The organism is Micromonospora sp. NBC_00617 (assembly GCF_045161355.1).
Classification (GTDB): Bacteria; Actinomycetota; Actinomycetes; order Mycobacteriales; family Micromonosporaceae; genus Micromonospora.
The window spans coordinates 1,979,618-1,993,175 of record NZ_CP107751.1; the positions used below are offsets into that span (position 1 = coordinate 1,979,618).

The window sequence follows — 13,558 nt, forward strand, 5'->3', positions numbered from 1 at the left end:
CTCACTCGCTCCGGGCGGTCTCCGGGCCGGTGACGCGTTCCAGCAGCGGCATCGTGGAGGCGATGACGCCGAGACAGGCGACCAGTCCGACGACGACGATCACGTAGAAGCGCGGCTGGGGCGCGACGAGCGTGTAGTGCATCTGTGCCCGCAGGAACAGGTGCGCGGCGAGCAGGCCCATGCCGATGGCGAGGGCGGCGACGGCGAGCATCGGTACGGCGCTCTCCAACGCGACCACCCGGCGCAGGACCCGCACCGGAGCGCCGCTGAGGCGCAGCAGGCTGAACGGACGGCGGCGTTCGGTCAGGCCACCGATGACGCTGACCGCGAGACTGCACCCACCGAGCGCCAGGCTGGCGATGATGACGACGTTGGCCAGTTGTTCCCAGCCGCGCAGCGTGTCAGCGAAGTCCGACTCGAAGTCGCCGGGCACGTTCGGCCCCGTCCAGAAGGTCGGGAAGGCGACCTCCAGCACGGTGCGGACGCGTTCGATGGCCGCAGCCGAGCCGTCCGTGCCCACGACGACCGAGCTCACCGGCAGCCGCTGCAACTCGTCGAGCGTGATCGACGCCGCGCGCCACTCCGTTGTGGACGACGCCGACTCCTCCCAACGGCTCAGACCCATCGGCACCTCGATGACGACGGCGCCCTGGGCGCACCTGCCGTACGCGCTCGGCAGGTCGGCGCAGGCGATCACCCCGCCCTCGCCGCCGGTGTTGATGTCCGGGGCCTCCCGGATCGCGGTCGCGGACCGCACGCCGGTGATCGCGCGCAGTTCGGCGAAGAGCGTGTCGGGCACCGACGACGTCTTCTCGTTGAAGACTGTGGTCACCGTGCCGGCGTCGGTCGAGCCGACCGGCGCCGGGCCGCGGTTGGCGATGATCGTGGTGATCACGCCGACGGCCACGCTCGTGACGAAGAGCGCGAGCATGATGCCGCTGATCGCCCGGAAGCCGGCCTTCGGGTTGTCGGCGAGGCGTCGCGCGGCGATGAGCGTGGCCGGGCGGTTGGCGTACCGGGCCATCACCCGGGCGCCGACCATTGTCAACCACGGGCCGGCGAGGACCAGGCCGGCCATGATGAGCAGCAGGCCGGGCAGGAAGATCGCGGTCTGGCCGTCGGACGACTCGGGTCGGTAGCCGAGCGCGAACACCAGCACGGCAACGCCGAGCACCATCGGGATCAGCCGGTACGCGCGCGGTGCCCGTGGCGTGACCCAGCGGGTGACGCCCAGCGGGGAGATCCGTACCCGGCGCAGCGAGACCTGGGCCGCCACCGCAGCGCCGGCCGGGACGCCGAGCGCCACCAGCAGGATGTTCAGCAGGCCCAGGGACATGTCGCCGGGGAAGAACGGCATGCCGGTGAACGGGATACCCGCGAGCGGCTCGCGGAAGGCGTAGAACAGGCCGAAACCGACGGCGGTGCCGGCGACGGCTGCGGCCGCCGCCTCCACCGCGGCGACCGTCGAGATCTGCCGGGGTGTCGCGCCGACCAGGCGCATCGCGGCGAAACGCTGCTCCCGGCGGGCGGCGCTGAGCCGGGTGGCGGTGCCGATGAAGATCAGCACCGGGAAGAGCAGCCCGCCGGCGATCACGCCCAGGATCAGGTTCACCGTGGTCTCGGGGAGGGCGGGCTTGTCATCGATGTTGTCGACCTGCCGGGAGTTGGGCAGCTTGCCCACGCTGTCCGGCGTGCCGCCCACGATGGCGAGCAGCGTGTCCGGTGAGGTCAACCCGGACGGTCCGACCGTGCCGAGGTCCCGCCCCGGGTACCGGTCGGCCAGCTGGTCGGCCGGCTGTGCCGCGAACAGCTCCCGCAGCGCCGGTGAGACGTAGAACTCACCGGGGCCCGGGGTGGCCGGGATGCCGGCCGGGGTGGGCGCGCTCGGCCCGGTCGCGGCGACGTCGATCCGGAGGATCGGCTTGCCGTGGAAGAAGTCGTCCCGGACCGACCACCACAGTGGATCGGCGGTGCCGGCGGTGGAGGCCTGGGGATAGATCGACGCGTACCGGGTGAGCTGGGCGTCGACCGCGTTGACCCCGGCCAGGGTGGTCAGCAGCAGCCCGCTGCCGATCGCGACGGCGGCGGCGATGACGAGCAGGCGGGTGAGCGCCTCCCGGCCGCCGGCCAGGGCGAGGCGGAGCCCGAAGCGGATCATGAGGCGATCCGGTCCGGCGCGTTGACGCGCCCGTCGCGGACCATGACCTCGCGGTCGGCGTACGCGGCGATCCTGGCCTCGTGAGTCACCAGGATGACCGTGGTGCCCTGCTCGCGGGCCGCGCTGACCAGCAGGTCCATCACCTGCTCGCCGGTGAGCGAGTCGAGCGCGCCGGTCGGCTCGTCGGCGAAGAGCACCCGCGGCTCGGCGACCAGGCCCCGGGCCAGGGCGACGCGTTGCGCCTGCCCGCCGGAGAGCTCGCCCGAGCGGCGGTGCTCCAGGCCGTCCAGCCCGAGGCGCGCGAACCAGGCACTCGCCTTCGGCAGCGCCTGCTTGCGGTGTACGCCGCTGAGCAGCAGCGGCAGTGCGACGTTCTCCACAGCGGTCAACTCGGGGACGAGTTGACCGAACTGGAACACGAAGCCGAACCGGTCGCGTCGCAGGCTGCTGCGCTGGGTTTCGGGCATGGCGTCGACCCGGGCCCCGTCGAACAGGATCTCGCCGGAGTCCGGCACGAGGATGCCGGCCAGGCAGTGCAGCAGGGTGGACTTGCCCGAGCCGCTGGGGCCCATGATGGCGAGGATCTCGCCCGCCTCCACGGCGACGCTCGCGCCGCGCAGGGCGGGTGTCTGGCCGAAGGCGAATTCCACGTCCCGTGCCTCGATCACCACGCTCATGGCCGCACCTCTTTCCGCAGGGCGTCCAGGCGGGCGCCGGTCATCTCGATCCACCGGAGGTCCGCCTCCAGGTGGTACAGGCCGTGGTCGGCGAGCAGCGCGTCGACCAGGTTGCCGGTGCGCTTGATCTCGGTCAGCTCGCGCATCCGGTGCAGGTGCGCGCTGCGCTGGGTGTCGAGGTATTCGGCGGCGGGACGGTCGAGCATCAGCGCGAGCACGACCTTGGCGAAGAGCACCGTCTGCAGGTGTGGCTCCGGGTCGACCGGTTGGGTGAGCCACTGCTCGACCTCGGTCGCGCCGACGTCGGTGATGACGTAGCGCTTGCGGTCGGGGCCGGAGCCGGGCGCGACGTCGCTGATCACCACCTTGCCGTCGCGGGCCAGGCGGCTGAGGGTGGAGTAGACCTGGCCGAACGGCAGCGGCTTGCCTCGGCCGAAGAAGGCGTCGTAGTCGCGCTTCAGGTCGTAGCCGTGGCTGGGCTCCCGTTCGAGGAGGCCGAGAAGAGTCAGTGGCACGCTCATGCCAGGAGACTACCCCGAGGGTATACCTCGCGTATATACCCTTGGTGTGTACTCGGTGGGTCCCCTGCTCAGAGCATGGCTTCCAGAGGTCAGCCCGTGAGGGCGCGGGCCAGGGCGTAGCCGACGGCGGCCGCGGCGAGCCCGGCGGCGACGCTGCCCAGCACGTTGGCCAGGGCGAGGAACCGGTCGCCGCCCCGGGCCAGCCGCAGGGTCTCGTAGCTGAAAGTGGAGTAGGTGGTCAGGGCGCCGCAGAACCCGGTGCCGAGCAGCGCGCCGACCACGGGGTCGACCGGCCACCCGACCAGAGCGCCGAGCAGCAGCGAGCCGACCACGTTGACGCTGAACGTGCCCCAGGGAAACGCCGAGGCGTGGCGGGACTGCACGGCCCGGTCGGCGAGGTAACGCAGCGGTGCGCCGACTGCCGCGCCCAGGGCGATGAGCAGCACGGTCATCGGGCCGCCCGACGCCGCAGCAGTCCGGTGGCGGCGGCGTCGCCCAGCCCGACCGCGACGAGCGCCCCGAGCGCCGTCGCGGCCAGGTACGCCAGCGCGACGCCCGGTGCGCCCGCCACGAGGGCCTGCTGGACGTCCACCGCGTAGGTGGAGAACGTGGTGAAGCCGCCGAGCATCCCGACCCCGAGGAACGGGCGGGCCAGCGGGTGCCCACCGCCGAGGTGACCGAGCACCGCCATCAGCACGCCGATCAGCAGGCAGCCGGACACGTTGACGCCGAACGTCGCCCACGGGAAAGTGGTCGGCGCGTGCGGGACGACGTGTTGCAGACCGGCCCGGCTCAGCGCGCCGAGCACACCACCGGCCGCGATCGTGGCGAGCACCGTCGCGGGTCGCGCGCCGAGCTCGCGCCGGTCGGCGGTGACACTCAGATCGACGTCGGGGTCGGTACGCGGCTCGAACGGCTCTGACACGGGTCCTTCCTACCAGCACGGGCGCCGTGACGGCTGGTCAGCGTACCGCCGCGACGGCGGCGTCCGGCCCGCCGCGCCACACCGTGCCGACCTCGCTGAACCCGGCCTCGGTGAGGGCGGCCAGATGCCAGGAGACCGGCGGGTTCCACTCCGGGCTGTGCCCGGTCGGGTAGATGGCGTGTCGCTGGGCGACCAGCGGGGCGAGCGTCGGGTCGGCGGCGGCCCGCTCCCACCAGCTGGACCAGGACAGCACCGAGCCGGCGGCGTAGCGGGCGTCGCGCCGGTCCCGCGCCCGGTCCAGCAGCCGCTTGGTCAGCTCCGGCAGCGTGTCGTCGGGCATGTGGTCGGCGTTGACGAAGATCCCACCCGGGCGCAGCACGTCGCGCAGGTCGGCGTAGAGCACGCGCAGCCGGTCGGCCGGCAGCCAGTGCAGGGCGGTGGCGGTGAGGACGGCGTCGTACTCCCGGTGGGGGAGCGTCGAGCGCCAGTCGGGAGTGGCGAGGTCGGCGGTGACGATCGTGGCCCGGCCGGCCAGCGAGGCGCCGGCGATGGCGAGCAGTGCCGGGTCGAGGTCCACCAGCGTCACCTCGGCGCCCGGGAAGCGCGCCAGCGTCCGCAGCGAGATGGTGCCGGTGCCGCCGGCCAGGTCGAGCAGCCGCGGAGGGCGGCCGTCGAGGACCGCGTCGACGGTGTCGAGCATGGTGGCGAGGCGGTGTTCCCGGTCCGGTAGGTAGGCCTCCTGCTGACGGTCCCAGCTCTCCTGCCATGCCGACGGATCCGTGATGTAAGGACTCATGAAGGTCAGGCTAGTTACTCGAACGAGTCCGGTCCAGACCTTGTTGCACATCTTTTGCAATTGCAGGATGATGGCGGGGCGATGATCGGAGTGACGCCGGGTCGGGCAGCCCGCCCGACCCGGCGCCCTCACCTCGCGCCCTCGGCCGACGGCCGGCGTACGGTACCCGCAGCCCGCACCGGGACCGTCGCGCAAGGAGGCAGGCGATGCAGGACCGCACCCCGCGTCCGCACGAGCTGGAGCCGATCGAGCGCGCCGACATCGACGAGCTGCGCGCTCGCCCCGGACTCGGTGGAACGTTCGATGGGCAAGATGCGCCGCATCGTCGACCAGCGCGACCGCGGCTGAGCGGCGACTCACCACCTTCCATTGACGGCGCGGCGGCGCGCGGTCAGCGGGGCAACGCGCCCAGCGGTGTCGACATAGGATCCGCGAGAGAGCCTGCGGACGGCCGCCGGGCAGGTCCGCCCGGAGGTCGCCGCGATGTCACCGTCGGCGGCCCTGGTGGCCCGGCTGACGGCGCTGCTCTGATGCCCGCCCCGCGTGCCGCCGCCGAGCCCGCGCCCGGCTGCGGCAGGATGGCCTGATGCGACACGTCGTGCTGTTCCACTCCGTGTACGGGCTGCGGCCCGCCGTTCGTGCCGCCGCCGACCGGTTGCGCGCCGCCGGGCACCGGGTCGCCGCCCCCGATCTGTACGGCGTCCCGGCCGCCGACACCGTCGAGGAGGGCTTCGCGCTGCTCGACAAGATCGGCCAAGAGGTGGTGCTCGACCGGGCCCGCGCGGCGCTGCGCGACCTGCCGCCGCAGACGGTCCTGGCCGGTTTCTCGATGGGCGCCGGCGTCGCCGGGGCGCTTCTCGCCGAGCGCCCCGACGCCGCCGGCCTGCTCCTGCTGCACGGCACCGGCGGCGTGCCGGACCCGGCCCGGCCCGGGTTGCCGGTGCAGCTGCACATCGCTGACCCGGACCCGTACGACACGCCGGACGAGGTCGACGAGTGGCAGCGGGCGATGACCGACGCCGGCGCCGACCTGAGCGTGTTCCGCTATCCCGGCGCCGGGCACCTGTTCACCGACCCGGACGTCGCCGAGTACACCCCGGACGCCGCCGCGCAGGTCTGGCCCCGGGTGCTGGCCTTCCTCGCCGCCGACTGAGCGCCCGCCGGGCCGCCCGACGTTCAGCAGGGGTGGACGCGCTTGGTGTGCGGGACGAGCTGATCGCGTACGGGCCGCTGCTGTCCGACGACGGCGACACCTGGCTCGGCACCGCCGCGCTGGTGCGGGCGCCGACCCCGGGCGCGACGCGCGCCATCCTGACCGTGGGCCGGTACGCCGACGTCGAGGTGCACCACTGGCAGTTCGGCGGGCGACCGACCTGACCCCTCAGGCGGCGGCGGCCAGGCCGGTAGGCCAATGAATTGACGGCGGGCGGGATGCGGCGCGTACGATTCTGGCCGGTGGGCCGACGTCGACCGGCCCGCCGCGTTCGGCCGGCCCCGACACAGCGGGCACCGCACGGATCGTCGCCGGGGCCCGGGCCACGTCCGCGAGCCAGTGCCCGCCCGTGGTGGTCGGCGTCGCGGACGCTCGGGTCGGTGGCACGTCGCTGGCGGACGCGACCGCGCGCAGGCGGCGGGCATCCGCCGGGCGGTTGGCCCCGCGACCCGAGGCGGCCGGTGCGGTGGCCATCGGCGCCGTCGAGAGACGTCGGCGTGATGAGACCGTCGGGGCCACCTCCGCGAAGACGGCGTCGAGGCGGTCTACGCGGGAGCTGACGGCGTCGAGACGCACCACGTCGGCGGGACGGTCCGCGGTGCGACGGACCGTGGTGGGGTCGAGGGCGTCCGGGCGGACGGTGTCGGGGCGCGGCGCTTCGGCGGCACGACGGACGAAGGCGGCCCGCAACGCGCGGGGCAACCGCTCGGCGGCGACCTGGCGCAGCGCGGGCGCGGCGAACACGTACCCGTCGGTGCGCCGGGGGAGCAGCAGCCCGGCCGCGACCAGTCCGCGTAGGGCCGGTGCGGATCGGCCGGGCACCCAACCGAGGGTCTGGTCGACGGCAGCGCGGGAGACCGGACCGCCGAGGGTGGCAGCAGCCATCAGCACCGCCCGTCGTTCGCCGTCGAGGTGGTCCAGTTCCGCGCCGACGGCCCGGCGGACGGCGTCGGGCAGCGGGAGCGTCACCCGGTCGGCGCCATCCACGATTGACCGCACGTACGCCACCGCGTGGCCGGGACGGCCCGCCACCAGTGGCAGCAGCCGGTCGACCAGGGCCACCGGTTGCCCAGCCCGGGTGAGCAGGTGGCGCAGCAGCCGCCCGGACTGCACCGTGGCCAGCGGGCGGATCGGCACGCGGCGGGCCGGGCCGGGGCGGGTGTCGGCCCACTGCGGCTGATGCACGGTGAGCACCGCGAGCGGCAGCCCGCGCGCCGTCGCCGCGGTGAACAGCGTGTGCAGGAAGTGGCTCACGGCCGGCGCGGCACGGTCCACGTCGTCCACGGCGACGACCAACGGTCGGTGGGCGGCCAGGCGCAGCAGCGCGTCCCGGCAGACCGCCGCGGCGGCCAGCGCCTCGGTCGACCCGTCCGGGGTGGTCAGCAGCGATTGCAGCGCCACCATCGCCGCCGCGACCCGGTCCGGCGGGTACAGCGGTGTCAGAGCGTCGGTCAGGCGGTCACGGACCGCCGCCGGGCCGTCGCCGTGGCGGATGCCGGCGACGCCGCGGACCAGCTCGGCGACCGGCGCGAGCACCTGGTCGGGGTACGGCGGGCAGCCCACCAGGCACCAGCGCACCGGCATCCCGTCCACCGTGCGCAGCCCGCGGGCCAGCTCGTGCAGGAGTCGGCTGCGGCCGCTGCCGCTCGGACCGACCAGGGACACCCAGCGCGGGTCGCGATCGTGCAGCGCCCGGGTCAGCTGGTCGGTGACGCTGGCCAGTTCGCGGCGTCGCCCGATCAGCGGGCCGTCGTGCCGGTCGGCGCCCGGTCGCGCCAGGCCGGCGGCATGCCACACCGGCATCGGCGGCACCCGGCCGGCGACCGACACCGGCGCCAGTTGACGCTGCACGATGAGACCAGCGGTGGCCCGCGCCGTGACGGCGCACAGCGCGACGGTGCCGGGTGCGGCGTACTCCTGCAGGCGGGCCGCGGTGGTGATCACCGCGCCGCTGGCGACGCCGTGGCCGCCGCTGACCGCGCCGCCCAGGTCGACCACCGCCTCGCCGGTGGCGACCCCGACACGTAGCCGCAGGGTGATGTCGCGCAGGATCGGCCGGCGATCCAGCGCGGCCTGGATCTCCAGCCCGGCCCGCACCGCCCGGTACGCGTCGAAGCCGTCGGAGTGTCGCGCCCCGAACAGTGCCATCACCGCGTCGCCGACGTACTTCTCGACCACGCCGTGCCAGCGGCGCAGCACAGCGGCGACCGTGTCGAAGTACGCCCGTTGCAGCGCACGGACGTCCTCCGGGTCGAGCCGGTCGACCAGTGCGGTGGAGCCGACGATGTCGGCGAACAGCACGGTGACCGTCCGTCTCTCCTCGGGCACCGGCCAGTGTGGGCGGTCGGTCCGCTGCGTGTCGGCGACGATAGTGATCATGGGTGCGCACCGGTCCTTGCCCCGCTGATGGCTGACGACCTTCGGAGATTGGCATTCCTGGGCTGACGGGGGATCGGCAGAACGACGTATGTCGGCCACTCGCAACCATTAGTCGCAATGTCGACGCGAGGAGTACCACAAGCGGCAGATGGCCGTAGAACGGTACGGGGGCGTGTGATTAGGCTGCGTCCCATGGCCAGCGATGTGGACACCGCACCGCTCGTGGGCCGGGCCGAGCTGGTGCAGGCGGTTCGGTCGGCGCTGCTCGGTGACGTGGCACAGGGGCAGACGGCCGCCGTCTTCCTGACCGGTGAGAGCGGTGTGGGCAAGACCCGCCTCCTCGGTGAGATCGGTGCCCGATTGCGCGACCAGGGCGCATTGGTGCTGACCGGCAGTTGCCTGGACATCGGCGACGCCTCGCCGCTGCACCCGTTGCTGCAGGCGCTGCGGCGTTTCGACGCGGACCTGTCCGCGGCGCAGGCGCGCACCTCCTCGTCGGTGCGCGGGCTGTTGCAGATGTTCGCCGACGAGACCGGCGGCCCGGATGGCGCCGGCGCCCTGCTGGAACGCGTCTCCAGGGGCCTGCACCTGATCGCCGAGGGGCGACCGCTGGTGCTGATCCTGGACGACCTCCAGTGGGTCGACCGCAGCACCCGCCAGCTGCTGCTCTATCTGCTGGCCGGTCTCGGTGACCTCCAGCTCTCGGTGCTGGCCGCGGTGCGGGCCGAGTCGTTGCAGGGCGCGCACCCGCTGCGCCGGGTGCTCACCGAGCTGCGCCGGCTGCGGACGGTCCGGGTGCTCGACCTGTCCCCGCTGGACCGCGCCGGCACCGAGCAGCTCGCCGCCGCCGTGGTCGGCCGGGCGCTCGCGCCCGACGCCGCCGAGCAGGTGTGGCAGCGCAGCGGCGGCAACCCGTTCGTCATCGAGGAGTTGGCCCGCGACCTGCGCGACGGGCGGGACGGGCTGTCCGAGACGCTGCGCGAGATCTTCCTCGACCGGGTGGACGCGCTGCCGCAGCACGCGCACGCTGTGGTGCACGCGGTGGCGGCGGGCGTCGAGCCCGTGCAGCACTGGCTGTTGGCCGAGGTGCTGCGGCTGCCGGAGGACGAGCTGATCGACGCCGCGCGCGCCGCGGTCGCGCACCGGCTGCTGGTCGGCGCGGACGACGGCTACCGGCTGCGGCACCGCCTGGTCGCCGAGGTGCTGGCGCACGAGCTGCTGCCGGCCGAGCGCTCCGGGCTGCACCGCCGCTACGCCGAGGCGTTGACCGCGGCGCCGGGCGAGCTGCACCAGGCCCGGTTGGCGCATCACTGGCGGCTGGCCGGTGAGCCGGCGCGGGCGTTGCCGGCGGCGGTGGCCGCCGCGCAGGAGGCTGAGCGGCTGCACGGTTACGCCGAGGCGCACCGCCACTGGACGGCGGCGTTGCACCTGGCCGGCGACTCCGGCTCGGTGGAGGTGGACCGGATCGAGCTGCTCGGCAACGCCGCCGAGGCGGCCCACCACTGTGGGGAGCACGCCCGCGCGTTGGCCCTGCTGGAGGAGTTGGCCGCGCTGCGGGGCGGCGAGCCGAGCTGCGCCTTGCACATCCGTCGGGCCCGTTACCTGGCCGCCGCCGGTCGCTCGGCGCTGGCCGAGGAGGAGTACGAGCGGGCGCTGGAGGCGGCGGACTGCTCGCCGCGGGACCGGGCCGCCGCCGCGGCGCGGCTGGCCGAGCTGTTGCTGCACCTGGGCCGCTACGCCGACGCCGGCGAGCGGGCGCGCGAGGCGCTGGCGCTGGCCGAGAACGTGGAGGGTTCCGCCACCGAGGTCGTGCTGGCCAGCTCGGCGCTGGGCTTCAGCGACGCCTTCCTGGAAGACCCGGACGCCGGTCTGGCGGTCATGCGCGACGCCCTCGACACCGCCGAGCGCGCCGGCCAGCCAGAGGATGTGGCGTGCGCCTACCTGCACCTGGCGGAGCTGCTGACCGGGCCGCTGAACATCCTCGAAGAGGGCGTGGTGGTGGCACGGCGGGGCGCCGAGCGGGTGGCCGAGCTGGGGCTGGGCCGCACCTGGGGCACCCGACTGCTGGCCATCGCCATCAACGGGCTGTTCCGGGTGGGCCAGTGGGCCGAGGCGGAGAAGGTGGTCGCCGTGGCCCTGCGGCACCGACCGTCCGGCGCGGACGCCGTCGAGTTGCTGCTCGCCCGCTGCCGGCTCTCGGTGGGCTACGGCGACATTGAGGCCGCCGGTCGGGACCTCGACGCGGTGGCGACCCTGCTCGCCGGCGGTGGAGCGCGCCACGTCATCCCGCTGCTCACGCTGCGGTCCGGGTTGGCGATGTGGGAGGGCCGGCACGACATGGCCCGGCTGGCGGTGCAGCGCGGCCTCACCGAGAGCCGCTCCGACGACGTGATGATCCTGTCCGCCCTGGTCTGGCACGGGCTGCGCGCCGAGGCGGAGGCGCATTCCAGCCGCACCGTGGCCGTGGACCCGACCGCCGTACGCCGGCTGCGGGATGTCGCCGACCGGATGGCTCGCAAGAGCGCCGGAGCGGCTCGACCGGTGCGCTCGGTGGTGGAGGGCTTCCTGGCCCTGTGCGCCGCCGAGGTGAGCCGCCTCGACGGCAGCGACCCGGAGCTGTGGGCCACCTCGGTCGCCGAGTGGGACGGTCGGAACCACCCCTATCCGGCGGCGTACTCCCGGCTGCGGCAGGCGGAGGCTCTGCTGGCCCGGCGCAGTCGGGTGGCCACTGTGGGCAAGCTGCTGCGCGAGGCGTACCGGGTGGCGCAGGGGTTGGGCGCGGTGCCATTGACCTCGGAGATCCGGGAGTTGGCGGGGCGGGCCCGGGTGTCGCTGGAGGAGCGCGACGCCGACGGCGCGCGCGCCGCCGCGTCGGCCGAGCCGGTCGACGACGAGTTGGCGGCTCTCACCGCGCGCGAGCGGGAGGTGCTCGCGCTCGTCGCCGAGGGGTTGACCAACAAGGAGATCGGGCAGCGGCTGTTCATCAGCGAGCGGACCATCGGTGTGCACGTGTCGCACATCTTCGACAAACTCCAGGTCCGCACCCGCGTCCAGGCCAGCGCGATCATGTTGCGCAACTCCCGCGGCTGACGGCACCGGTACGTATCCCGGCGCGTGTGCGCGCCGGGATACGTCGTTCTACTGATCCGGGCGGCGGTCCGCGGCTGAGAGGCTGAGCCCCGTCGACGGCGTCACGGGGGCGTCACGACCACTATGGAGGAGAGATGACCGAACCCGTCTGGGGGCCCGTGCACCGGGACATCGTCGACCTGCTGGCCGACCATCCGGCGGACGTGCCAGCGGTGGTCGATCACCTCACCAAGCTCCAGGACATGCTGGTGCGGCTGCCGCCGCTGGAGGCGAGCTGCCCGCTCGCCGACTTCAACAAGCTCTACCTGACGATCACCAGCAGCGTGCTGGACGGCCTGTACGACGACCGTTTCGTCGACCCGGCGTTCCTCTCCCGGCTGGACGTCGAGTTCGCGGCCCGCTACTTCGACGCCCTGCGGCTGTGGACCGACTCCAGCCCCGGCACGCCGAAGGCGTGGTCGTGTCTGTTCTCGCGGATGCGCGGGCCGGACGCCCGCCCGTTGCCGTCGGCGGCGGCCGGTGTGAACGCGCACATCAACTTCGATCTGCCGTTCGCGTTGGTGACGACGTTCGACCATCTGGAGTCGGAGCCGGTCGACGGCACCGACCAGCACCACGACTACCTCGAGATCAACAACATCTTCGCGGACAAGATCCCCGGCCTGCGCCGAGGCTATCTGGAGCGGTGGCAGCTGCTCATCGACATGCTCAACGGCGACATCGACGACTGGTACCAGGGGGAACTGGTCGAGTACACCCGCGATGTCGCCTGGCGCAACGCGCAGAAGATCTGGCGGTGCCGGCACGATCCGGAGGCCCGCGAGTGTGAGCGCACGCGGTTGGACGACAACGCCGCGGCGCTCGGCCGGTTGCTGCTCTCGCCCCTCGGGGCGTTCCTGCAGTAGCCGGGACGGGGGGTCCCCGCGCTCCGCCCGTGGGGGCGGCGGAGCGCGGGGGCGCGTCCGCCCCACCAGCTCCACCGCCCGCGGGTCGACCGGTGCTCACCGGCGACGGCGGGGAGTCAGCCGGTCGGCCCGGGGGGTGTCGACCGTCTGCCGTCGTCGGCCGGCCCGGGGGGTGCCGGCCGGCGGCGGGGGAGCCGGTGCGGGCCGGGCTCGCTGCGCCGGCCGACGGTGACGGGACGGGCCGCCGGCCGGCCCAGCGGCGACGCGGGGGACGGGCCACGGCACGGTGGTGGAGTGCGGTGTGGGCGCGGTCGTCGACAGGACACCGGCCATGGGTGTCGGTCGGCTCGTACGGGGTACGCCCGCGCCATGACCGTCCTGGCCCGGCGCCGGCCCGCCGCCCGACCCCGCCCCGCACGGCCCGGTCCGCTGCGGCCGGGCGGCCCGGTGCCGCGACCCGCCGCCCGTCCCGGTGCGCGATGACCGCCGTGGCCCGGTTCCCGTTCCGCTTCGACCCGGCGTTCCGTTGGCCGTTGGCGCTGCTGGGCGTCCGGCCGGCGACGGCCTGGGTCGCCGTCACCGACCAGGACCTTTTGATCCGGTACGGGCCGTGGCGGCTGCGCACCGGCCGGGACAACGTGATCGACGCCGAGGTGGGTGGTCCGTACCGCTGGTGGCGGGTGATCGGCCCCCACCTGTCGCTGGCCGATGGCGGCGTGAGCTTCGGCAGCAGCACGGCGGGAGGGGTCTGCCTGCGCTTCGGCGTACCGGTGCCGGCCCTGGCGCCCGGCGGCTGGCCCCGGCATCCGGCGGCCACCGTCACCGTTGCCGACCCGCCGGTCCTGGCACGGCTGCTCGCCGGATGAGGACCTGCCCTGAGCAGGCCATTCGCGT

Annotated in this window: 12 protein-coding genes; 5 read left to right on the forward strand and 7 right to left on the reverse strand. The window is 74.1% G+C overall.

The genetic code is table 11. The features are described from left to right. Position 1: 1 nt before the first annotated feature. From OG505_RS08895 to OG505_RS08920, 6 genes are all read right to left on the reverse strand, one after another. Positions 2-2,158, reverse strand: coding sequence for an FtsX-like permease family protein (locus OG505_RS08895; protein ID WP_405432437.1), 2,157 nt, complete (start codon positions 2,156-2,158; stop codon positions 2-4). After that, positions 2,155-2,835: an ABC transporter ATP-binding protein gene (locus OG505_RS08900; protein ID WP_405432439.1), complete on the reverse strand. Its 681-nt coding sequence runs from the start codon at positions 2,833-2,835 to the stop codon at positions 2,155-2,157. Before OG505_RS08900 ends, OG505_RS08895 begins: the two co-directional genes overlap by 4 nt. Next, entirely contained in the window at positions 2,832-3,356 is a 525-nt protein-coding gene (locus tag OG505_RS08905; protein ID WP_405432441.1) for a PadR family transcriptional regulator, read from the reverse strand. Before OG505_RS08905 ends, OG505_RS08900 begins: the two co-directional genes overlap by 4 nt. Before the next feature lie 89 nt (positions 3,357-3,445). Beyond that, positions 3,446-3,808: a fluoride efflux transporter CrcB gene (crcB, locus tag OG505_RS08910; protein WP_405432443.1), complete on the reverse strand. Its 363-nt coding sequence runs from the start codon at positions 3,806-3,808 to the stop codon at positions 3,446-3,448. Beyond that, positions 3,805-4,281 carry a fluoride efflux transporter FluC gene (locus OG505_RS08915; protein WP_405432444.1) on the reverse strand — a complete coding sequence of 159 codons (477 nt, stop codon included), beginning with the start codon at positions 4,279-4,281 and terminating at the stop codon, positions 3,805-3,807. The genes crcB and OG505_RS08915 overlap by 4 nt, the downstream gene beginning before the upstream one ends. 37 nt (positions 4,282-4,318) lie before the next feature. Continuing rightward, positions 4,319-5,077: a class I SAM-dependent methyltransferase gene (locus OG505_RS08920; RefSeq protein ID WP_405432446.1), complete on the reverse strand. Its 759-nt coding sequence runs from the start codon at positions 5,075-5,077 to the stop codon at positions 4,319-4,321. 586 nt (positions 5,078-5,663) lie between these two features. Here OG505_RS08920 and OG505_RS08925 point away from each other — a divergent pair. Together OG505_RS08925 and OG505_RS08930 are read left to right on the forward strand one after the other, a co-directional pair. Then, on the forward strand, positions 5,664-6,230 hold the full coding sequence (locus OG505_RS08925) for a dienelactone hydrolase family protein (RefSeq protein ID WP_405432448.1): 567 nt from the start codon (positions 5,664-5,666) through the stop codon (positions 6,228-6,230). A 32-nt stretch (positions 6,231-6,262) separates the two neighbouring features. Continuing rightward, positions 6,263-6,454, forward strand: coding sequence for a hypothetical protein (locus OG505_RS08930; RefSeq protein WP_405432450.1), 192 nt, complete (start codon positions 6,263-6,265; stop codon positions 6,452-6,454). 4 nt (positions 6,455-6,458) lie between these two features. Here OG505_RS08930 and OG505_RS08935 read toward each other — a convergent pair whose 3' ends face one another. Beyond that, positions 6,459-8,669 carry an AAA family ATPase gene (locus tag OG505_RS08935; RefSeq protein ID WP_405432451.1) on the reverse strand — a complete coding sequence of 737 codons (2,211 nt, stop codon included), beginning with the start codon at positions 8,667-8,669 and terminating at the stop codon, positions 6,459-6,461. Between the two features lie 192 nt (positions 8,670-8,861). On the opposite strand from OG505_RS08935, the gene OG505_RS08940 reads away from it, so the two are divergent. The 3 genes from OG505_RS08940 (at position 8,862) to OG505_RS08950 (ending at position 13,530) form a co-directional block, all read left to right on the forward strand. Next, complete coding sequence (locus OG505_RS08940; protein WP_405432452.1) at positions 8,862-11,759, forward strand: AAA family ATPase; 2,898 nt, start codon at positions 8,862-8,864, stop codon at positions 11,757-11,759. Between the two features lie 134 nt (positions 11,760-11,893). Next, complete coding sequence (locus OG505_RS08945) at positions 11,894-12,664, forward strand: DUF5995 family protein (RefSeq protein ID WP_405432454.1); 771 nt, start codon at positions 11,894-11,896, stop codon at positions 12,662-12,664. Between the two features lie 479 nt (positions 12,665-13,143). Continuing rightward, positions 13,144-13,530 carry a hypothetical protein gene (locus tag OG505_RS08950; protein WP_405432456.1) on the forward strand — a complete coding sequence of 129 codons (387 nt, stop codon included), beginning with the start codon at positions 13,144-13,146 and terminating at the stop codon, positions 13,528-13,530. Positions 13,531-13,558 lie beyond the last annotated feature (28 nt).

Coding starts and splice junctions, on each gene's coding strand:
- OG505_RS08895 (WP_405432437.1), bottom strand. CDS start 2,158: ATGATCCGCTTCGGGCTCCGCCTCGCCCTGGCCGGCGGCCGGGAGGCG.
- OG505_RS08900 (WP_405432439.1), bottom strand. CDS start 2,835: ATGAGCGTGGTGATCGAGGCACGGGACGTGGAATTCGCCTTCGGCCAG.
- OG505_RS08905 (WP_405432441.1), bottom strand. CDS start 3,356: ATGAGCGTGCCACTGACTCTTCTCGGCCTCCTCGAACGGGAGCCCAGC.
- crcB (WP_405432443.1), bottom strand. CDS start 3,808: ATGACCGTGCTGCTCATCGCCCTGGGCGCGGCAGTCGGCGCACCGCTG.
- OG505_RS08920 (WP_405432446.1), bottom strand. CDS start 5,077: ATGAGTCCTTACATCACGGATCCGTCGGCATGGCAGGAGAGCTGGGAC.
- OG505_RS08925 (WP_405432448.1), top strand. CDS start 5,664: ATGCGACACGTCGTGCTGTTCCACTCCGTGTACGGGCTGCGGCCCGCC.
- OG505_RS08935 (WP_405432451.1), bottom strand. CDS start 8,669: ATGATCACTATCGTCGCCGACACGCAGCGGACCGACCGCCCACACTGG.
- OG505_RS08940 (WP_405432452.1), top strand. CDS start 8,862: ATGGCCAGCGATGTGGACACCGCACCGCTCGTGGGCCGGGCCGAGCTG.
- OG505_RS08945 (WP_405432454.1), top strand. CDS start 11,894: ATGACCGAACCCGTCTGGGGGCCCGTGCACCGGGACATCGTCGACCTG.
- OG505_RS08950 (WP_405432456.1), top strand. CDS start 13,144: ATGACCGCCGTGGCCCGGTTCCCGTTCCGCTTCGACCCGGCGTTCCGT.